Below are 19419 nucleotides of genomic sequence, written 5' to 3'. Positions count from 1 at the left end.
TGGACGCTTGACCGTTCTTGCGCAGATCAGCCGATCGCGGCGGCGATCTCCGGCGGGATGGCGGTCGACCCCGACCCGTCGGCGGAGACGACCACGTAGACGACCGACACCGCGCACGCGACGTCCTCGCCCCGGCGGAACTCGAACTCGAGCGTGAAGCTCTTGGTGCCGATGCGGGTGGTGCGCACCGGCACCTGGACCCGGTCGCCGAAACCGATGCCGGCCTTCCAGTCCAGGTCGGCGTGGGCGAGCTGGACGTCGACGCCCAGCTCTTGCCAGCGGCTGTACGGCACCCCGCGGGTGTCGATGAAGTGGGTCATCGCCTCGTCGACGTAGGTGAGGTACCAGCCGTTGAACATCACCCCCTGCATGTCGACCTCGAGGTAGCGGGGCGTGAATTCGTAGACCGTCGTCACGGACGCTCCTTCGCGGGCAGGATCCGCCCGCTGACCTCGCCGATAGCGATTCGGCCGCCGCTCGGCGCCGGCGCGGTCGCCGTGATGGTGACCTCGTCGCCGTCCTCCAGGAAGGTACGCACCGAACCGTCCTCCAGCTTGAACGGCTCCGCCCCCGACCAGCTGAGCTCGAGGAACGAGCCGCGTTGGCCCGGATCGGGGCCGCTGATCGTGCCGCTGGCGAACAGGTCGCCGACGCGCAGCGAGGCGCCGTTGGCGGTCATGTGCGCGAGCATCTGCGGCGCGGTCCAGTACATGGTGGCGTACGGCGGCTCGGAGACCACCGACCCGTTGAGCCGGACCTCGAGGGCGAGGTCGAGAGCCCACGGCTCCAGCCTGGAGTCGTCCAGGTAGCCGGTCAGCGGGACGTCTCGTTTCGGCGGGCTCACCCGTGCCGCCGCGAGCGCCGAGAGCGGGAGCACCCAGGGCGAGATCGAGGTGGCGAACGACTTGCCGAGGAACGGGCCCAGCGGGACGTACTCCCAGGCCTGGATGTCACGGGCTGACCAGTCGTTGAGGAGCGTGATCCCGAAGATGTGGTCGGCCGCCTCGGCGAGCGGGACGGGGTGGGACATCTCGGAGCCGACGCCGACCACGAAGCCCAGCTCGGCCTCGATGTCGAGCCGGATCGAGGGGCCGTCGACGATCCCGTCGGGGGTCTTCCGCAGCCCGGTCGGCCGGACGACGTCCGTGCCGGAGACGACCACGGTGCCGGAGCGGCCGTGGTAGCCGATCGGCAGGTGCTTCCAGTTGGGCGTCAGCGGCTCGGAGTCGGGGCGGAACATCTTCCCGACGTTGGAGGCGTGATGCTCGGAGGCGTAGAAGTCGACGTAGTCGGCCACCGTGAACGGCAGCAGCAGCTCTGCGTCCGCCAGAGTCACCAGGTGCGGCCTGACCTCGGCCTCGCAGGCAGGATCGCTGAGCAGCCGGGTCACCTCCGCCCGTACGTCCGCCCACACCTCGGGCCCCGCGGCGAGCAGCCCGTCGAGCCCGCCTTCGCAGTGCTCGGCCAGATCCTCGGCCGCCGCGGCGACGTCGAGCACCAGGTCACCGATCCGCACCCCGAGCCGCGGGGTCGCGTCGGCGGTGGTGCGGAAGGTGGCGTACGGAAGCGCCTCGAGGCCGAACTGACTGTCCTCGATGTCCAGCCACGAACTCACTTGCGGCCCCCTGCCCAGGTCCAGGCGTACTTGCCGTCGTCGACAGCGGCTCCGGCCTCGCCGATCTCGAGCGGCCGGAAGGTGTCGACCATGACCGCGAGCTCGTCGAAGAACTCCGCGCCCAGGCTGCGCTCCATCGCGCCCGGCTGCGGGCCGTGGGCGTGGCCGCCGGGGTGGAGGGTGATCGAGCCGATGCCGATCCCGGAGCCCTTGCGGGCCTCGTAGTCGCCGCCGACGTAGAACATGACCTCGTCGGAGTCGACGTTTGAGTGGTAATAGGGCACCGGCACCGCGAGCTCGTGGTAGTCCACCTTGCGTGGCACGAAGTTGCAGATCACGAAGTTGTTGCCCTCGAAGACCTGGTGGGCCGGCGGCGGCTGGTGGACCTTGCCGGTGATCGGCATGTAGTCGGCGATGTTGAAGACGTACGGATAGAGGCAGCCGTCCCAGCCGACGACGTCGAACGGGTGGTGCGGGAGGACGTGGACCGAGCCGGCGATACCGCCGGCACCGGGGCCGCGGTGCTTGATGTAGACCTCGACTCCCTGGGCCTCGGCCTCGGACGCGTCCACCGCCTGCGGGTCGGTCGGGAGCCGGAGGTCGCGCTCGCAGAAGGGCGCGTGCTCGAGGAACTGGCCGTACCGGGACAGGTAGCGCTTCGGCGGGGCGATGTGGGAGTTCGCCTCGATCGCGTAGACCCGCAGCGGAGCATCGCCGACCGGCACCCAGCGGTGGGTGGTGGCGCGTGGGATCACCACGTAGTCACCCTGCCCCACCATCAGGTCGCCGAAGACCGTCTCGACGACACCGGTCCCGGACTCGACGTAGACGCACTCGTCGCCGATCGCGTTGCGGTAGAGCGGCGAGGTCTCCCCCGCCACCGCGTAGTGGATGCGTACGTCGCCGTTGCCGAGCACCAGTCGGCGCCCGGTGACCGCGTCGTGGCCCTTCCAGTCCTCGCCGGGGACGAGGTCGTGAAGCCCGAGGTGCATCGGGCGCAGGGGATGGTTGGGGGTGGTGCCGTGGTCGGGCAGCTCCCAGATGCGTACGTCCTTCACCGCCGAGGGGATGTGGCGGTGGTAGAGCAGGGAGGAGTCCGAGGAGAACCCTTCCTCGCCCATGAGTTCTTCGTAGTAGAGGTTCCCTTCTCCGTCGCGGTGTTGGGTGTGCCGCTTGGGCGGGATGTGCCCGCGCTGTTGGTAATGCGCCATACCCCGGATCGTACGTGACCTCGACCACACCGATTACGGGGGCCGAACGTCCCGAATTCGTCTCAGATACCTCCAGGGGCATGACTCGCTCCCCTAGGCTCCGAAGATGCCCTCCGAGACTCCCGAGACCCTCTTCGTGGCGCATGCGCGCGGCCGTCTCCTGCACGTCCGGGCCTGCCCCCAGCTTCTCGGTCTGGACGCCCCGGTCCCCGCCACCTCCGCACAGATCGAGGCGCTCGGCACGTGTGCCTGGTGCGCGAAGGAGCTCTCCGAGAACGGTCGAAGGTACTTCGACTCCGTCGAGCAGGCGGTACGCACCCTCGACCCCTCCGGCGACGCGGTTCGCCCTACCGAGCGGGCGCTGGGCGGCGTCGACTACGACCTCGTCTGGGTTCCGCCCAGCTACTCCTACATCGCGGTCGGGGACAAGGAGCATGCGGTTGCCTGGATCGGGCGAGGGTGTGTCATGCACGAGGATGGGCGGCTCATCGACTTCGGGTGAATCTGGAGATCCGGTGGTCGAGCTTGTCGAGACCTCCCTGCCTGGACGACCAGCCCCCGGTGGTCGAGCTTGTCGAGACCTCCCTACCGGAACCTCCCACCCGAACGCCGGCCGGGGCCGCCGACCCTCCTTCGAGGGTCTTCTCGACCTGCCCCGGAGTCAAGGACGCCCTCCGGGCGCCGGCTACGCCGGTCGCCTTCGGCGATCCTTGACACCGGACCATGTCGAGAAAAGATTTGGCTGGCTATCGGGGCGGCGGCCCGGGTGTGGCGCAGCGAAATCATGCTTCGAAACGGTGGGGCGCGTGGGGTGCGAGGGTGGCCCTTCGGGCCACTTACCATCCACAGGTTTGAGGCCGTTCACTCACCGCGAACAGTCGGTTTGACCTGCACAAATAGGTTTTCGAGAAGGCTCGGTTGGCATAGAATCGGAGGCACTACGACACGCCTTTGAAGGGAGGAGACAGCAATGAGCATCGACCACTGGGGCACCAGTCCTGGAGACGTTCTTGAGGTGGCTCTTGCTGCCATCGAAACCTCCCTCGAGCAGCTGCTCGCGATGGACCCGACCTATTGGCGCACCAGTCAGAAGAAGGACTACCTGGCCCGGGTGGAGAAGCTCCAAGCCCAACAGACGGCGTTGACGCTGCGGGTGCTGGCCGTTTCGGGTGACATCGCCGCAGAGACCGGCGACAAAGACGCCTCGGCGTGGATGCGGGCCGAGCTGCTCGTCGACAAAGGTGCGGCTCGTTCGCAGATCAAGCTCGCCCGTGCGGTGGCGAAGTACGAGTTGGTCGCCGCCGGCCTCACTGCCGGTGTCGTCTCTGAGGCGAAGGCTCGGGTGATCACCGAGACACTCGACAAGATCGAGGCCGACCCGGTCACCACCGGTGAGGACCTGGTCCTCGCTGGGAAGCTGCTGGTCGACTACGCCACCCAGGCCACCGCCAAAGAACTCCACAACGCCGGTAAACGGGTCCTGACTGCGATCGACCCCGATCGGTTCGACGAAGCCGAAGCCAAAGCCCTCCTCGCTGAAGAAGAACGGGCCCAGCAGAAGACCGCGCTGCGGGTGTGGGACAACCACGACGGCACCATCGGCTTCGACGGTGTTCTCCCGACATCGATCGGAATGCGGTTCAAGAAGCAGGTCGAAGCCTGGGCCCAGCCGCGTAAGCAGCGACTGGTGGACAAGGGTGCGCCGTTGCCGCCGTGGGAGCGGATGATGGGTCAGGGCTTCGCCCGGCTGATCGAGACCATCGACCCGACTGCGCTGCCCCGTCACGGTGGCGACGCCACGGTCGTGAATGTCGTGATCTCGCTTGAGGAGCTCCGCAAAGATCTCGGCACCGCGACCCTCGGTTACGACGAGACCAACGGCACCACCATCACCGCCGCCGAAGCCCGCAGAATGGCGTGCAACGCCACCATCATCCCGTGGGTGTTGGGTGGTGACAGTGAGGTCCTCGATGTCGGTCGAGGCAGCAGGTTCTTCGTGCCTATCCAGCGCAAAGCACTCCGACTCCAGCAGAAGTGCTGCCAAGCCGAAGGGTGTGACATGCCACCGGAATGGTGCGACGCCCACCATCTAGAACCATGGGCAGCCGGCGGAAGAACGGACCTGAAGGACGGGGTCCTGTTGTGTCCGCATCATCACCGTCTGGCGCACAACCCTGCCTATGTCCATGAGCGGTTGCCCGACGGCACCGTCCGGTTCACCCGCCGGCCCTAAACCGGCAAGCCGAGACCACCCCGCCACGGCATCGCGCCAAGACCCCGCCTATGCGCGGGCACTTACGCCTGCCCCGGGCCAGGACGGCTCACTTGGGCTCTCGAGGTGGCCTCGGTGGCATCGCGTCAATGGTTCAGACCCTCGCCGATGCCGCTCGCAGAGCAGGGGCGGACTCGCGCCGCCCGCACAGCCTGATGTCCCCACCTGGCGGACTTTCCCACGCGTGCAGATCTTTCCCCACGCTCACGGAGCTTCCCCACGCTCCGGAGGGTGGGAAAACTCCGTGGGGGTGGGCGTCAGTGTGGAGGAGTGGAGAACCGCCGCCCTGCGGCTCGTCGCCGGTTCAGGCAGCCTTGTGAGCGATTCACAAGGTCTCGCCCACTGGCGTAGGCACCAGCGACCCGGCCCCTCGCCCAGCAGCAACACGCCGGCCACGGCTCTCAAGCCCGTGCCGAACTGAGTCCGCTGCGCCAAACCCCGCCGCCGACCCGATACAGGCGAAATCTTTCTCGATCGGGTGCCGGGTCAAGGATGGCCGCAGGCCACCGCGAAGCGGCGGGCGAAGCCCGTCCTTGACGCGGTGCGCGATCGAGAAACAATTGAACGAGGGTCGGCGGCGAACACCGAGTCCAGCAACAGTCACTTCCGCGAGGCTTCCCGAGACCAAACCGGGACGGAAAAGCTCGACCACCGACACCAGCAAGGGACGGTATCCTCGAACTATGACCGCGTTGCCCGAGTGGATGCACCCTCCTCGTGAGGAGGGTTGGTACTCCGAAGACCTTGACATGCTCGTCGAGGCGCCGCGTCATACCGAACTCATCGACGGAGCCCTGGTCTTCAACATGTCACCGCAGCGCCGCTGGCACAGTCGGCTCGTCACGGCCCTGACCAACGCGCTGACGGCGCAGGCGCCTGACGGGTTCGAGGTGGATCGGGAGCTGACGGTGGTGCTCGACAGGCGCAACCGGCCGGAGCCGGACGTGCTGGTGAGCACGGCGCGGATCTCGGACCAGGCCTCGTTCTATGAGGCCGACACGGTGGTTCTGGTGGTCGAGGTGGTCTCGCCGGAGTCCGAGCACCGCGACCGGGCCGTCAAGCCGCAGAAGTACGCCGAGGCGGGCATCTCCCATTATTGGCGCATCGAGAACGAGGACGGGGCGCCGGCGGTCCACGTCTATGAGCGTGACGAGCTGACCAACGCCTACGTCCCGACCGGGATCTTCCGCGACCGGCTCGACGTGCCGCAGCCGTTCCAGCTCAAGATCGACCTGAACGACCTGGTCCGCTGAGGGCGTGCGGCTGGGGGCGGCCGATTGGCCGCTCCCAGCCGCACGACCATCAGGGCTTGGTCGCCTCCTCCGGCGCCTCGGGCACCTCTGCCGGCAGGTTCTCCTGCTGGACCAGGTGGAGGTAGGAGAGGTGCCGCTCGTACTGGTCGAGCACGTCGCCCATGAGCTGCTCACGCGAGTAGTCGTTGACGTCGTAGCCCTGGGTGCCCTCGGCGAGGTGGACCTCCGTGCGGAAGTAGACCTCGCCGCTGACCCGGCCGACCGCGAACGTCGGGGCAGGGCACGGCAGCGGGGTGAGCTTGTAGACGAACGCGGGGGCGTCCTCGAGATCGGTGTGGAGCTGGACCCCGTGGACGCCGCGCACGGCCTTGGTCTCGGTCACGACCGAGGTGAGCCCGTGCGTGCAGAGCTCGGCGGCGACCTCTTCCAGCACAGGTGTCGCGACCGTCTGGATGAAGCGCTCGGTGTCTCGCGCGGTGGGATAGTTGACCGAGCGGCGCAGCCGCTGCGACAACGAGGGACGTACGCCACCATCGGCCGCTCCCACCAGGCGCGCCGAGGAGATGGCGGCCGGCAGGGCGTACCTCGCGCTGGTGGACTTGAGCGACTCCAGCCGTAGCGAGCGGTGGAGCCCGACGGCGACCAGGGCGAGGACGATCGAGAACGGCAGCCCCATGATGATCGTGGCGTTCGTCAGCGTCGTCAGCCACGCATCGCCACCCGCGAACATCAGCGCGAGGGTCAGCGCACCGATCGCGACCGACCAGAAGATGCGTACCGGGATCGAGCAGTCGGCCATCGGGTGCGGCAGACGGGAGGTGAAGTTGCCCATCACCAGCGCACCGGAGTCGGCGGACGTCACGTAGTAGAGGAACCCGGTCAGGGTCGCGAGCGCGACCAGCGCGATCGCACCGGGATAGTTGTCGAGGAAGGCGTAGAAGCCCTGCGCGTAGTTGGCGTTGGTCAGCTCGCCGAACTCGGCGTCGCCGCCGCGGATCCGGCCCAGGGCGCTGTTGCCGAAGATCGAGACCCACAGCAGGATGAAGCCGAACGGGATCATCATCACGCCGACCAGGAACTGCCGGATCGTCCGGCCCCGCGAGATCCGCGCCAGGAACAGCCCGACGAACGGCGACCAGGCCACCCACCAGGCCCAGAAGAAGAGGGTCCACAGGTTCTTCCAGACGCCGACGTCAGGGTTCTCGACGGTGTCGTAGGGCATCGTGTCGAAGCTCATCCCGGGCAGGTTCACCAGGTAGTCACCCAGGTTCATCACCAGCGAGTTGAGCAGGAACGCGGTGTTGTCGGAGAAGAGCACGTAGAGCATCAGTGTGAGCGAGAGCAGCACGTTGAGCTCGGAGAGTCGGCGGATGCCCTTGTCGACCCCCGAGACCGCCGAGATGGTGCCGAGCAGCACCGCGACCACGACCAGCCCGACCTGGGCGGCGCGGCCCTCGGGGATGCCGAAGAGAACGTTCAGACCGGCGTTGAGCAGGGCGATCGAGATACCGAGCGAGGTCGCGATGCCGAAGATCGTGCCGAGCACGGCGGCCAGGTCGATGCCGTCACCGAGCCGGCCGCGGACCCGCTTGCCGAAGATCGGATAGAGCGCCGACCGGATCGAGAGCGGCATCCCGTGGCGGAAGGAGAAGTAGCCCAGTGCCATGCCCATGACGGCGTACATCGCCCAGCCGGACAGCCCGTAGTGGAACAGCGTCCAGCTGACCGCCTGCTCGGCGGCGTCGACGGTGCCGCCCTCGCCGGTGGGCGGGGTGAGGTACTGCGCGACCGGCTCGGCGACGGAGTAGAACATCAGGTCGGCGCCGATCCCGGCGGCGAAGAGCATCGCGGTCCAGGTGAACAGCGAGTACTCCGGCCGGGACTCCTCCGGCCCGAGCCGGATCCGCCCGTAGCGAGACAGACAGATGAACAGGACGAATGCGATCAACGCCGCGGCGAGCGCGAAATACCACCAGCCGAAGTACGTCGAGATCCACCCGACGACATGCCCGATCGCGGTGCCCGCGGTGTCGGGCGCGAGCAGGGTGAAGAGCGTGAACGCGACCACCACCCCAGCAGAGCCGAAGAAGACCGTCTTGTTCAGCTCCGCCTTGGTCGTGGGGATCTCGTCTGGGTCCGCGGCGGGTTCACCCAAGGGCATACGCGACGGGTCGATCGTGTCCGGCATGAGCTGTCTCCTCCGGTTGGGGTGCCCGGCAGGCTAGTCCACCCGGCGCCGGTTCGGGTCACGGTTGGGTCTCAAGACTGGTTGCGCGGGTCCCCTGCCGGCCACAGCGGCGAGTCGTCACGGTGGCGGTAGTAGGGGACGTCGGAGGGTGCCAGCGGAGTGTTGCCCGCGATCAGGTCGGCGGCCTTCTCCGCGACCATCATCACCGGTGCGTAGATGTTGCCGTTGGTGACATAGGGGAAGACGCTCGCGTCCACGACCCGCAGCCCCTCGGTGCCGTGCACCTTCATCGTGGTCGGGTCTGTCACCGCCAGCTCGCCGGTGCCCATCGCCGCGGTGCACGAGGGGTGCAGCGCGGTCTCGGCGTCCTTGCGGACCCACTCGAGGATCTCCTCGTCGGTCTCCACCGACGGGCCCGGCGACATCTCTCCTGCGTTGAAGGAGGCGAAGGCGGGCTGGTTGAGGATGTTGCGGGCCACCCGCACCGCCTCGACCCACTCGCGGCGGTCGTTGGGCGTGGAGAGGTAGTTGAACAGCATCGAGGGGTGCTCGAAGGGGTCGTCGGACTTGATCCGGACGTGGCCGCGGGTGTCGGCGTACATCGGGCCGATGTGGACCTGGTAGCCGTGCTGGCCCTTCTCTTGACCAGGAGCCATCGAGCCGTCGTAGCGGATCGCGATCGGCAGGAAGTGGAACATCAGGTTGGGCCAGTCCACGTCCTCGTTGGACCGCGCGAAGCCGCCACCCTCGAAGTGGTTGGTCGCCCCCAGGCCCTTCTTCTGGAAGAGCCACTGCCAGGCGATCTTGGGCCGCTGGTGCCACACCAGGCCGGGGGCGATCGAGACGGGCTGCTTGGAGGCGTACTGGATGTAGACCTCGAGATGGTCCTGGAGGTTCTCGCCCACACCGGGGAGGTTCGTGACGACATCGATCCCGTGCTCGCGAAGCAGCGACTCCTCTCCCACGCCGGAGAGCTGGAGCAGCTGCGGGGTGTTGATCGCGCCGCCGCAGCAGATGATCTCCTTGGCGCGGACGAAGTGGTCCTTGCGCGCCCGGCCGACGCCCCGGACGTAGTCCACGCCGGTCACCCGCGGGACGTCGCCGGAGGTGTCGAAGCGGATCTTGGTCGCGTGCGCGAACGTCTCGACGGTGAGGTTGGGACGGTTCATCACCGGGTGCAGATAGGCCCTGGCGGCCGACCAGCGGCGGCCGTCCTTCACGTTGCGGTCGAAGGGGGCGAAGCCCTCCTGACGGTAGCCGTTGACGTCGTCGGTGAGCGGGTAGCCGGCCTCTTGGGCGGCCTCGAAGAACGCCGAGAACAGCGGGTTGGTCGCGGGACCGCGCTCCAGGTGGAGCGGCCCGGAGCCTCCGCGCCACTGGTCGGCACCGGAGGTGCCGTCCTCGAGGAAGCGGCTCTCCATGCGCTTGAAGTAGGGCAAGCAGTGGCGGTAGTCCCAGGTCTCCATGCCCGGGTCGGCCGCCCAACGCTCGAAGTCCATCGGGTTGCCGCGCTGGAAGATCATCCCGTTGATCGAGCTCGATCCGCCCAGCACCTTGCCGCGGGCGTGGTAGACCTTGCGGCCACCCAGGTGGGGCTCGGGGTCGGTCTCGTAGCCCCAGTCGTAGAGCTTCGAGCCGATCGGGAACGGCAGCGCCGCGGGCATGTGGATGAAGGGGTCGATCTTGAAGTCGCTGTGACCGGCCTCCAGCACCAGCACCTGCGTCCCGGGGTCTGCGCTGAGCCGGTTGGCGAGGGCCGAGCCGGCCGAGCCGCCGCCGACGATCACGTAGTCGTACGTCGCGGTCATCTCAGTTCTCCTTCGCTGTGCCGGTCTCCTGGGCGCGGGGCGCGAACCAGTGCTGCGGGCTCGGGTCGATGTTGTGCCAGATGTGCTTGGTCTCGCGGTATTCCTCCAGCCCGGCCTGGCCGAGCTCGCGGCCGATCCCGGACTGCTTGTAGCCGCCCCACTCGGCCTGGGCGACGTACGGGTGGTAGTCGTTGATCCACACCGTGCCCATCCGGAGCCTGGCGGCGACCCGCTCGGCGCGGCCGGCGTCGGAGGTCCAGACCGCTCCGGCGAGACCGTAGATGGAGTCGTTGGCGATCCGGACGGCGTCGTCCTCATCGGTGAAGGTCTCCACGGTGAGGACCGGTCCGAAGGACTCGTCCTGGGTCACGCTCATCTCGGTGGTGCAGTCATCGAGGATGGTCGGCAGGTAGTAGAAGCCGTCGGCCAGCGCAGGGTCGTCGGGGCGCTTGCCACCGGTGCGGAGGGTCGCGCCCTCGGCCAGACCCTTGGCGACGTAGGCCTCGACCTTGTCGCGGTGGGCGCTGCTGGTCAGCGGGCCGGTCTCGGCGTTCTCGTCGAACGGTCCGCCGAGGCGGATCTGCTCGGCGCGGGCGACGAGCTCGTCGACGAACTTCTCCTTGATGGAGTCCTGGATGATCAGGCGGGCACCGGCGGAGCAGACCTGACCGGAGTGCAGGAACACCGCGGTGAGCGCGAAGTCGAGCGCGGTCTCGAGGTCGGCGTCGGCGAAGACGATGTTCGGGTTCTTGCCGCCGAGCTCGAGCGCGATCCGCTTCACCGTGTCCGCAGCGTTCACCATGAGGCGCTTCCCGGTGGCCAGGCCGCCCGTGAAGGAGACCAGGTCGATGCGCGGGTCCTCGGACAACGGGGCGCCCGCGGTCGGGCCCTCGCCGAGGACCAGGTTGGCGACGCCCGCCGGGAGCCCGGCCTCGTCGAGCACCTTCATCAGATGGATCGCCGAGTGCGGGGTCAGCTCGCTGGGCTTGAGCACGAACGTGTTGCCCGCGGCCAGGCACGGCGCGACCTTCCAGGCCACCTGGAGCAGCGGGTAGTTCCACGGGGTGATCAGGCCACAGACGCCGACCGGCTCGTGCACGATCCGGCTCTTCACGCTCGGGTCGCCGGTGTCGATCACGCGGCCGGCTTCCTCGGTGGCGACGTGTCCGAAGTGACGGAAGACCGAGACCACGTCGGCCACGTCGTACTCGCTCTCGACCAGCCGCTTCCCGGTGTCGAGCGACTCGGCACGGGCGATGATCGCGGTGTCCCGCTCGAGCAGGTCGGCGACCCTCAGCAGCAGGTCGCCCCGCTCCCGCGCCGGCGTCGCCGGCCACCCGCCGCTGTCGAAGGCGTTCCGCGCCGCGGCGATCGCGGCGCGGGTGTCCGCTGCTCCAGCCTCCGCAACGGTTCCGACGACCGTGCCGTCGGCGGGGCAGCGGATCTCCCGCTGGTCGCCCGACTGCGCGGGCAACCAGCGCCCGTCGATGTAGATCTGGCTCATGCAACCTCCGAGGTCGGGTTGCTCAACAGGCAACCGCGGGTGAACTGCAGTTGATCCTGCGCGGACATGGAGGGCGAGGTCAAGGGCTTGGGGAACAAAATTGTTGCAAGTGGTACAAAATTGTTGCAGCTGATACAAATGGCTGTGGCCAGTTGTTACAGTCACCGCATGACGACCGCGCGTACCGCGCCCGCCAAGGATCCGCAGCGCCGTGCTGCCTGGGCAGAGCTGGCGACCGACTACGTCCACGAGCACGGACTGATCGGCCTGAGCCTGCGCCCGCTCGCCGCCGAGCTGAGCACCAGCAACCGGGTCCTGCTCTACCACTTCGGCACCAAGGACCAGCTGGTCGCCGACGTGCTCCGCACGTCCAACGAGCGGTCGGTCGCCGAAGTCGCCGCGCTCGAACCCTCCACGGACCTGCGTTCCGCTGTCTACGACCTCTGGGCGGTGATGGAGGGTGACCGGTGCAGCAGGATCTATGTGGAGGCGGCCGCGCTCGGTCTCTTCGGGAGGGAGCCGTACGTCTCGGCGGTCCGCGAGGCCAACACACTGTGGATGGACGGTCTCATCGCCCACCTGGGCAAGTCCGGAGTGGATCCCGCCGTCGCCGAACGGGCAGCCCACGTCATCGACGCCGCCTTCATGGGCTTCCAGCTCAGCCTGAACCCCGACGGCAGCCTTCCGGAGCGCGCCCGGTCAGTCGACGCTCTGGCCGACGCCGTCGCCGCTCTGGCCTGATCCACCGCCAGGCTCGTTTCGCTTCGACCTGTCACGGATCGGCGATCGCCGGTGTCCTAGCGGTATGAACCTCGACAAGCAGGAAAACCGGACGAGCAAGCCGCAGGTGGTGGTCGTCGGCGGTGGATATGCCGGCGTGATGGCCGCCAACCGACTCACCAAGCGCGAGGACATCGCGATCACCCTGGTCAATCCGCGCGAGCACTTCGTCGAGCGGATCCGGCTGCACGAGCTGCTCGTCGGCTCCTCGGAGGCCGTCGTGGCCTACGCCGACGTGCTCAGCCCGCGCGTGCGGCTGGTGGTCGACACGGTGACCACCATCGATGCGGCCGGGCGGACCGTCGCGCTCGGGAGTGGGCAGGAGGTGGCGTACGACTACCTCGTCTACGCCATCGGCAGTGCAGGCACCACCCGGGTGACCGGCGCCGCGGAGCACGCCTTCGGGGTCTCGACCTACGAGGAGGCGACTCGGCTGAAGGCCGCGCTGGAGACGACGGCGTCCGACGCCCCGGTGGTCGTCGTCGGCGGCGGCCCGACCGGCATCGAGGTCTCCTCCGAGCTCGCCGAGGCGGGCCGAAACGTCGCTCTGATCTGCGGAGAAAGACTCGGGCCGTGGCTGCACGAGAAGGGTCGTGCGGTGGCCGAGCGCGACCTGCGACGGCTCGGAGTCGGCATCGTCGAGGGCGCCCGGGTGGCGGAGGTCATCGACGGCGGCGTACGCCTCGACGACGGCCGGGAGCTGCCCAGCTCGGTCACGATCTGGACCGCCGGGTTCACTGCGCCGAACCTGGCGCGCGCGAGCGGGCTGTCCACCGACGAGCTCGGCCGACTGGTCACCGACGAGACCCTCACCAGCGTCGACGACGACCGGATCATCGCGACCGGGGATGCCGCGGCACCGTCGGGAGTGGCGTACCGGATGAGTTGCCAGGCCGCCAACCAGCTCGGGCCGCTGGCCGGGGAGACGGTGCTCGCTCGGCTCGCCGGTGCGACCCCGAAGCCGGTCGGCATCGGCTTCGTCGGCCAGTGCATCAGTATCGGCCGGGGTCTGGGCCTGGTGAACCTCTCCCGTCGCGACGACACTGCGGTCGCGGGCCGTGTCCGTGGCGTGCCGGCAGCGAAGATCAAGGAGCTGGTCTGCCGCAGCACGGTCTGGGCACTGTCGATGGAGGCTCGTCGCCCGGGATCCGCGTTCGGCTTCAATGATCGTTCCCGCAGCGCACGGGTTCAGGCGGCAGCGCGCACGGCGTTGGAGGAGCCGAGTCTGTGAGTACGGTCGTTGCCTGGCTGCTGGCCGCGCTGCTGGTCGTCGTCGGGGTGGCTCACCTGGTCACCCCGGCCAAGGTCGAACCGCTGGTCCCCGAGTGGTGGCCGGCCAAGCGCGCGACGGTTTACGCCTCCGGGGTGGCCGAGGTCGCGATCGCGATCGGTCTGCTGGTGCCGGCCACCCGCGCGTGGGCCGCCGGGGTCGCTGTGCTGATGTTTCTCGCCTACACCGTCGTCCACCTCGACGACCTCCGCCACACCTCCGGTGCGACGCGGGCGAGCGCCACCACCGGCGGCGTCATCACCCGGGGCGTCGTGAACCTCGCGTACGCCGGTCTGGCGGCCTTCGTCTGGGTCGGCTGATCCTCAAGCCCGGCATCCGGATCGGCGGCCATCCGGCCACGTCGCACTGACCGTGCTCGGTGCTCCCGGCCGCGACGACGGTCCCGTCTGCCCGCAGTCCGAGCGTGTGCCGAGATCCCGCGGCCACCGCGACGATCTCGCGCCAGTCGGCGACATCGCACTGCCCGGCGTCGTTGCCACCGACGGCCGAAGCTCGGCCGTCCGCGGTGACGGCGACGGTGTGGTAGCTCCCGGCGGCCACCGCTACGACATCGCGCCAGCTCTCGACGCCGCACGCCCCGGCGCTGCGATCGCCGACCGCGAGCACGCGCCCGGCGCTGGTCATGCCGACCGTGTGAAGGTAGCCGGCCGCCACGGCGACCAGGTCACCCCATCCACCGACAGCGCACTGCCCCCGGCGATCGTTACCCACCGCAGTCGCGATTCCGTCAGCCCTGAGGCCGACCGAGTGCCAGTCGCCGCAGGCCAGCGCGACGATCTCGCGCCACGAGCTCACCTCGCAGGCACCCTCGGCTCGCCTCCCCACGGCGACCACCGTTCCGTCGGCTCGCAGCCCCAGGGTGCGCCGCCAGCCTGCGGCCACAGCGGTCACCTCGCGCCAGCCGCCCACATCGCACTGGCCGTCGTTGTTCCAGCCCGCCGCCACCACGGTGCCGTCGGATCGGAGCCCGACGCTGTGGGACCGTCCGGTGTTCGAAGCGGTGTGCACGTTGCCGGCCGCCACCTCGACGACATCAGTCCAGCCATCGACGCGCCCCTCCCCCGTCGCGCCGGTGCCCGTGGCGAGGACCGTGCCGTCCTCGCGCAAGCCGAGCGAATGGCGCGGACCGGCCGCGATGAGGTGTCCCACGGCAGCAGCCTAGTGAGACAGCCTGGCGAGGCCTCGATGTCACGGTCCCGCGCGCTGTCTCGTCCTAGAGGGCAAGATGGATCGAGGAGGATCATTCATGACACCTGAAGCCGAGTTCGAGGAGCTGCGACCGCTGCTGTTCTCGATCGCCTACCGGATCCTGGGCAGCGTGAGCGAGGCCGAGGACGCGGTGCAGGAGACCTGGCTGCGGATGGCGGGGACCTCGACCGAGCCCGACTCGCTCAAGGCGTACCTGTCCACGGTGGTCACTCGGATATCCCTGGACGTGCTGCGCTCGGCACGGGTCCGACGAGAGGCGTACGTCGGGCCGTGGTTCCCCGAGCCTCTGCCGACCGACACCCGGGTCGACGAGCACGCGGATCTCTACGCCAGCCCGGAGCGCGCGACCGAGCTGGCCGACTCCGTGTCGATGGCCGCGCTGCTGCTCCTCGAGCGGCTCAGCCCGCTGGAGCGGGCAGTCTTCGTACTGCGCGAGGTCTTTCACTTCGGTTTCGCCGACATCGCCGCCGCGGTCGACCGCTCCGAGGCTGCCTGCCGCCAGCTCGCCTCGCGCGCCCGCCGCCACATGGACGAGGGCAAGCCGCGGTTCGAGGCCGATCGACGTAAACGGGTCGAGCTCTCCAGCCGGTTCTTCGAGGCGCTTCGCGACGGCGACATCGACCGGCTCCGGGAGCTGTTGGCAGCTGACGTGGAGACCGTCAACGACGGTGGTGGCGTGGCCGGCGGCTCCGGTGGCCGGTTCGGCGCGGAGAAGGCGGCACGCATCCTGGTGGCCGCGGTGCCGCCGCTGCTCGCCATCGGTGCCCGCCTGGAGGAACGCGAGCTCAACGGCGAGCCCGGCGCCATCCTGCGCGACGCCGACGGCGCCATCCTCGGCACCTGGACCCTCGACGTGCTCGACGGACAGGTCCAGCGGATCCGCTCGGTCACCAACCCCGAGAAGCTCGGCCACCTCGGCCCGGTGGCGGACCTGAAGGATGTCGTACGCCGCCGCAACCGCCACCGCCGCGGGCTCTGACACCGCTGGTCGAGCCGCGAGGCCGCCTGCGGCCGAGCGTGTCGACCAACACAGCCCCATCGAGCGCCGATGGGACCGTGTTGGTCTCGACACGCCTCCGCCTAGCGGCTCCGGCGGCTCGACCGGCGGGGCCGCCAGGCGTCAGACCGTCGCGCCCTGCGGTGTCGCAGCCGGCCGCATCCCGAGGTCGGCGGTGCGTACGTCCTTGGTCTCGCGTGCGGTCAGCGCAGCGACCGTCGCGACGAGGCAGACCACTGCGGTGTAGCCCGCGGTGACGACCCAGCCGCCCTCCTTCACGCCGCCCAGAGCGGTAACGATCGACGGTGTGAACCCGGCCAGCAGGAAGCCGATCTGGGTGCCGATCGCGACGCCGGAGAAGCGCACCGGGGTCGAGAACATCTCGCCATAGAACGAGGGCCAGACCGCGTTGGCAGCCGCGTATCCGAAGGAGAAGGTGAGGATCGCGAGCGCGAAGACGAGCAGCTCGTTGCTCTGGCTCATCGAGAGCAGGTAGAAGGGCATCATCACCGCGCTGGACACGGCCCCGTAGATGAAGACGGGCTTGCGCCCGATCCGGTCGGCGAGCCGGCCGAACAGCGGCTGGGTGAACAGCGCGACGACGTTGGCGGCCACCACCAGCCACAGCGTGATCGACTCGACCATGCCGATCTCGACTCCATAGGCGATGGCGAGGTTGCCGAACACCGTGGAGACGGCCGCGATGAAGGCGCAGCAGACGACCCGCAGCACGTCGACCCAGTGGTCGCGCAGCAGCACTGCGAGGGGCAGCTTGGCAACCTCGTTGTTGGCCTTGGCCTCCTCGAACTCGGGCGTCTCGTTGAGGCGGGCGCGGATGAAGAAGGCCACTAGCACCACGATCGCGGAGAGCCAGAACGGGATCCGCCAGCCGATGCTGTACTTGATGTCGTCGGGCAGCGCGACCACCGGGATGAAGATGAGCGCGGCCAGGATCTGGCCGCCCTGGGTGCCGGTCAGGGTCCAGGAGGTGTAGAAGGAGCGCTTGTCGTCCGGCGCGTGCTCGAGCGTGAGCGAGCTGGCACCTGCCTGCTCGCCGGCGGCAGAGAGGCCCTGCAGCAGCCGGCAGAACACCAGCAGCCCAGGTGCGATCCAGCCGACCTGGTCGAAGGTCGGCAGACAGCCGATCAGGAACGTGCCGCCACCCATCAGCAGGAGGGTGAACATCAGCACCTTGCGGCGGCCGATCCGGTCGCCGAAGTGACCGACGAAGACCGCACCGACCGGCCGGGCGACGTAGGCGAACGCGAAGGTCGCGAACGACATCACCAGCGCGGCATCACCGGCGCTCGGGAAGAAGACGTGCGGAAAGATCAGGGCGGCGGCGGAGCCGAAGATGAAGAAGTCATAGTACTCCACGGCGCTGCCCATGAAGCTGGCCAGCGCGGCTCTGATCGGGGTCTTGCCTTCGCTGTTCTCGATGTCAGGTCCCGCCATCGGGTCCTCCTCGGGTAGGTCCGCGGTCCCTGACCGCGGGCGGGGTGGGGGATGTTCAGTTCAGGTTCACGGTCAGCCGGCCGTGGCGAGCTCGCGCAGGTGGGCGAGCATCCGCTCGGCATCGGGATCGATGCCGGTGATCAGTCGGAAGGCGTCGACGGCCTGGTAGACCGCCATGTGGCCTCCGTGCAGCGTCCGGCAGCCGACTTCGCGCGCAGCCTGGAGCAGCGCGGTGTCCAGCGGCCGGTAGACGATGTCCGCCACCCACAGATCGGGGCGGAGGAGACTCGTCTCCAGGGGCGTACCAGGGTGGTCGGCCATGCCCACCGGGGTGCAGTTGACCAGTCCGTCGGCCTCGGGGAGGAGGGCGACCAGCTTGTCGACATGGCTCGCCTCGACTGCGCTGTCGGGGTGGTGGCGGCGGATCTCCTCGGCGCGCGCCTGGGCACGGTCGAGGTCGGTGTCGGCGATCACCAGCCTGTCCACGCCCTGGGTCACAAGCGCGTGAGCGACGGCCGAGCCCGCTCCTCCGGCGCCGAGCTGCACGACGGTGCCGAGCGGCGCCCCCGGCATTCCGGTACGCAGCGCATGGCCGAACCCGGTCGTGTCGGTGTTGTAGCCGACGGCTCCCTCGTCGGTGAAGACCACGGTGTTGACCGCGCCCAGGCGAGCCGCCGTCTCGTCCAGCCGGTCGAGGTGCTCGATCACGAGCTCCTTGCACGGATGGGTGATGTTGAGCGCGTCGAACCCGAGTCGTCGCGCATCGTTCATCAGCTCACCCACACCCTCGGCAGGGACACCCAGCTCGGTGATGTCGAGCGTCTTGTACACGTAGGACAACCCGTGCTCCTTCGCCTCGCGCATGTGCAGCGCCGGGCTCAGCGAGGGGCCGACACCCGCGCCGATCAGACCGACGAGAAACGAAGACTTCATCCGGATGATCCTTAATGTACGAACTAGTACGTTACGACAGTGAAGGGGATCACACCTCGCGCCGACTCGTCAACCCCCACGCCGAAACGTCGCTCGCGTCGGCCGAGGCGTCACTCGCGTCGGCCGAGTTGGCAGCACGTTGCCAACTCGGCCGACGTACGTGACGTCTCGGCCGACGTACGTGACGGCTCGGCCGACGTACGTGACGTCTCGGCCGAGCGGGGACGGCTGCTAGGCGGAGAGCCAGCCGACGACGATGTCGCCGAGGATGCGGCGATGGCGGTCGCGGACGTCGGGGGCGAGCATGTCGCGGCCGAAGAGGAAGCCGAAGGTGGCGGCGTTGGCGACCTGGAAGACGCAGTAGGAGCTGATCAGCATGTGCACGTCGATCGCGTCGACGTCGCCGCGGAGCTCTCCCGAGGCCCGGCCGCGGGCGAGGACGTCGTCGAGGAGGGAGGCGGCCGGGGTGCCGAGGTCGCGCAGCGACTCGACCTTGCCCAGGTGCTGTCCGTGGTGGATGTTCTCGACCGAGACGAGACGGATGAAGGCCGGATGGTCGTGATGGTGGTCGAAGGTCAGCTCGGCGATCCTGCGCACCGCATCCACCGGAGCCAGATGGTCGGCATGCAAGCTCTGCTCGGCCTCACGGATGCGACGATAGGCGGCCTCGAGGACGGCCAGGTAGAGCCCCTCCTTGCCACCGAAGTAGTAGTAGATCATCCGCTTGGTCGTGCGGGTGCGCTCCGCGATCTCGTCGACCCGCGCACCCGAGTAGCCCTGCTCGGAGAACACCTCGGTCGCGACCTCGAGCAGCTCGGCTCGGGTGCGTTCGGCATCTCGCATCCGCTCTTCCGACTTCTCGACGGACTGTTGGGTGTCGACCATGCCCCGAGCCTAGAGCAC

The 19419-nt window shown here is 68.7% G+C and carries 17 protein-coding genes; 7 read left to right on the top strand and 10 right to left on the bottom strand.

The genetic code is table 11. From position 1 onward, the window contains the following. Nucleotides 1-26: 26 nt before the first annotated feature. Genes IEY84_RS05450 through IEY84_RS05440 form a run of 3 tightly spaced genes read right to left on the bottom strand, consistent with a single transcriptional unit; the run spans nucleotide 27 to nucleotide 2826 of the window. Nucleotides 27-416, bottom strand: a complete 390-nt coding sequence (locus IEY84_RS05450; protein ID WP_183544815.1) for an acyl-CoA thioesterase — start codon at nucleotides 414-416, stop codon at nucleotides 27-29. Further along, entirely contained in the window at nucleotides 413-1615 is a 1203-nt protein-coding gene (fahA, locus tag IEY84_RS05445) for a fumarylacetoacetase (RefSeq protein WP_183544817.1), read from the bottom strand. Before fahA ends, IEY84_RS05450 begins: the two co-directional genes overlap by 4 nt. Further along, nucleotides 1612-2826, bottom strand: a complete 1215-nt coding sequence (locus IEY84_RS05440; protein ID WP_183544818.1) for a homogentisate 1,2-dioxygenase — start codon at nucleotides 2824-2826, stop codon at nucleotides 1612-1614. The genes fahA and IEY84_RS05440 overlap by 4 nt, the downstream gene beginning before the upstream one ends. 106 nt (nucleotides 2827-2932) lie before the next feature. On the opposite strand from IEY84_RS05440, the gene IEY84_RS05435 reads away from it, so the two are divergent. From IEY84_RS05435 to IEY84_RS05425, 3 genes are all read left to right on the top strand, one after another. Next, nucleotides 2933-3328 carry a hypothetical protein gene (locus tag IEY84_RS05435; RefSeq protein WP_183544819.1) on the top strand — a complete coding sequence of 132 codons (396 nt, stop codon included), beginning with the start codon at nucleotides 2933-2935 and terminating at the stop codon, nucleotides 3326-3328. 468 nt (nucleotides 3329-3796) lie between these two features. Then, the gene (locus tag IEY84_RS05430) at nucleotides 3797-5059 is read left to right on the top strand and encodes an HNH endonuclease signature motif containing protein (protein ID WP_183544820.1); all 1263 of its coding nucleotides are present in this window, start codon (nucleotides 3797-3799) and stop codon (nucleotides 5057-5059) included. Nucleotides 5060-5781: 722 nt separating this feature from the next. Further along, nucleotides 5782-6351 (top strand): Uma2 family endonuclease, encoded by a 570-nt coding sequence (locus IEY84_RS05425; RefSeq protein WP_183544821.1) that lies wholly within the window; start codon nucleotides 5782-5784, stop codon nucleotides 6349-6351. 49 nt (nucleotides 6352-6400) lie between these two features. Here the strand turns inward: IEY84_RS05425 and betT are convergent, their stop codons facing one another. The 3 genes from betT to IEY84_RS05410 all read right to left on the bottom strand — a co-directional run bounded on the left by betT (nucleotide 6401) and on the right by IEY84_RS05410 (nucleotide 11851). Next, nucleotides 6401-8539, bottom strand: a complete 2139-nt coding sequence (betT, locus tag IEY84_RS05420) for a choline BCCT transporter BetT (RefSeq protein WP_229788369.1) — start codon at nucleotides 8537-8539, stop codon at nucleotides 6401-6403. A gap of 71 nt (nucleotides 8540-8610) precedes the next feature. After that, nucleotides 8611-10347, bottom strand: coding sequence for a choline dehydrogenase (betA, locus tag IEY84_RS05415; protein ID WP_183544829.1), 1737 nt, complete (start codon nucleotides 10345-10347; stop codon nucleotides 8611-8613). Nucleotide 10348: 1 nt separating this feature from the next. Continuing rightward, nucleotides 10349-11851, bottom strand: coding sequence for an aldehyde dehydrogenase family protein (locus tag IEY84_RS05410; protein WP_183544831.1), 1503 nt, complete (start codon nucleotides 11849-11851; stop codon nucleotides 10349-10351). Between the two features lie 168 nt (nucleotides 11852-12019). Between IEY84_RS05410 and IEY84_RS05405 the strand changes: the two genes are divergently transcribed. From IEY84_RS05405 to IEY84_RS05395, 3 genes are all read left to right on the top strand, one after another. After that, nucleotides 12020-12592, top strand: coding sequence for a TetR/AcrR family transcriptional regulator (locus IEY84_RS05405; protein ID WP_183544833.1), 573 nt, complete (start codon nucleotides 12020-12022; stop codon nucleotides 12590-12592). Nucleotides 12593-12656: 64 nt separating this feature from the next. Beyond that, nucleotides 12657-13862, top strand: coding sequence for an NAD(P)/FAD-dependent oxidoreductase (locus IEY84_RS05400; RefSeq protein WP_183544835.1), 1206 nt, complete (start codon nucleotides 12657-12659; stop codon nucleotides 13860-13862). Further along, complete coding sequence (locus tag IEY84_RS05395; RefSeq protein ID WP_183544837.1) at nucleotides 13859-14221, top strand: DoxX family protein; 363 nt, start codon at nucleotides 13859-13861, stop codon at nucleotides 14219-14221. Before IEY84_RS05400 ends, IEY84_RS05395 begins: the two co-directional genes overlap by 4 nt. Here IEY84_RS05395 and IEY84_RS05390 read toward each other — a convergent pair. Continuing rightward, nucleotides 14160-15071: an RCC1 domain-containing protein gene (locus IEY84_RS05390; RefSeq protein ID WP_183544839.1), complete on the bottom strand. Its 912-nt coding sequence runs from the start codon at nucleotides 15069-15071 to the stop codon at nucleotides 14160-14162. The two genes, IEY84_RS05395 and IEY84_RS05390, sit on opposite strands and share 62 nt — an antisense overlap. 97 nt (nucleotides 15072-15168) lie before the next feature. Between IEY84_RS05390 and IEY84_RS05385 the strand changes: the two genes are divergently transcribed. Then, nucleotides 15169-16110: an RNA polymerase sigma-70 factor gene (locus tag IEY84_RS05385; RefSeq protein ID WP_183544841.1), complete on the top strand. Its 942-nt coding sequence runs from the start codon at nucleotides 15169-15171 to the stop codon at nucleotides 16108-16110. 141 nt (nucleotides 16111-16251) lie between these two features. Here IEY84_RS05385 and IEY84_RS05380 read toward each other — a convergent pair whose 3' ends face one another. The 3 genes from IEY84_RS05380 to IEY84_RS05370 all read right to left on the bottom strand — a co-directional run bounded on the left by IEY84_RS05380 (nucleotide 16252) and on the right by IEY84_RS05370 (nucleotide 19401). Then, nucleotides 16252-17583, bottom strand: a complete 1332-nt coding sequence (locus tag IEY84_RS05380) for an MFS transporter (protein ID WP_183544843.1) — start codon at nucleotides 17581-17583, stop codon at nucleotides 16252-16254. A 72-nt stretch (nucleotides 17584-17655) separates the two neighbouring features. Further along, nucleotides 17656-18516, bottom strand: a complete 861-nt coding sequence (locus IEY84_RS05375; RefSeq protein WP_183544845.1) for a shikimate dehydrogenase — start codon at nucleotides 18514-18516, stop codon at nucleotides 17656-17658. Between the two features lie 231 nt (nucleotides 18517-18747). Beyond that, a complete protein-coding gene (locus tag IEY84_RS05370; protein WP_183544847.1) occupies nucleotides 18748-19401 on the bottom strand; it encodes a TetR/AcrR family transcriptional regulator in 654 nt (217 codons plus the stop codon). Between the last annotated feature and the right edge of the window lie 18 nt (nucleotides 19402-19419).

Origin of the sequence: Nocardioides albus (assembly GCF_014648255.1) — a bacterium.
In the GTDB taxonomy this organism is placed as follows: Bacteria; Actinomycetota; Actinomycetes; order Propionibacteriales; family Nocardioidaceae; genus Nocardioides; species Nocardioides albus.
This window is presented reverse-complemented; position numbering and strand designations above follow the sequence as displayed.

Coding starts and splice junctions, on each gene's coding strand:
- IEY84_RS05375 (WP_183544845.1), bottom strand. CDS start 18,516: ATGAAGTCTTCGTTTCTCGTCGGTCTGATCGGCGCGGGTGTCGGCCCC.
- betT (WP_229788369.1), bottom strand. CDS start 8,539: ATGCCGGACACGATCGACCCGTCGCGTATGCCCTTGGGTGAACCCGCC.
- betA (WP_183544829.1), bottom strand. CDS start 10,347: ATGACCGCGACGTACGACTACGTGATCGTCGGCGGCGGCTCGGCCGGC.
- IEY84_RS05440 (WP_183544818.1), bottom strand. CDS start 2,826: ATGGCGCATTACCAACAGCGCGGGCACATCCCGCCCAAGCGGCACACC.
- IEY84_RS05400 (WP_183544835.1), top strand. CDS start 12,657: ATGAACCTCGACAAGCAGGAAAACCGGACGAGCAAGCCGCAGGTGGTG.
- IEY84_RS05385 (WP_183544841.1), top strand. CDS start 15,169: ATGACACCTGAAGCCGAGTTCGAGGAGCTGCGACCGCTGCTGTTCTCG.
- IEY84_RS05370 (WP_183544847.1), bottom strand. CDS start 19,401: ATGGTCGACACCCAACAGTCCGTCGAGAAGTCGGAAGAGCGGATGCGA.
- IEY84_RS05435 (WP_183544819.1), top strand. CDS start 2,933: ATGCCCTCCGAGACTCCCGAGACCCTCTTCGTGGCGCATGCGCGCGGC.
- IEY84_RS05405 (WP_183544833.1), top strand. CDS start 12,020: ATGACGACCGCGCGTACCGCGCCCGCCAAGGATCCGCAGCGCCGTGCT.
- IEY84_RS05410 (WP_183544831.1), bottom strand. CDS start 11,851: ATGAGCCAGATCTACATCGACGGGCGCTGGTTGCCCGCGCAGTCGGGC.
- IEY84_RS05430 (WP_183544820.1), top strand. CDS start 3,797: ATGAGCATCGACCACTGGGGCACCAGTCCTGGAGACGTTCTTGAGGTG.
- IEY84_RS05380 (WP_183544843.1), bottom strand. CDS start 17,583: ATGGCGGGACCTGACATCGAGAACAGCGAAGGCAAGACCCCGATCAGA.
- IEY84_RS05425 (WP_183544821.1), top strand. CDS start 5,782: ATGACCGCGTTGCCCGAGTGGATGCACCCTCCTCGTGAGGAGGGTTGG.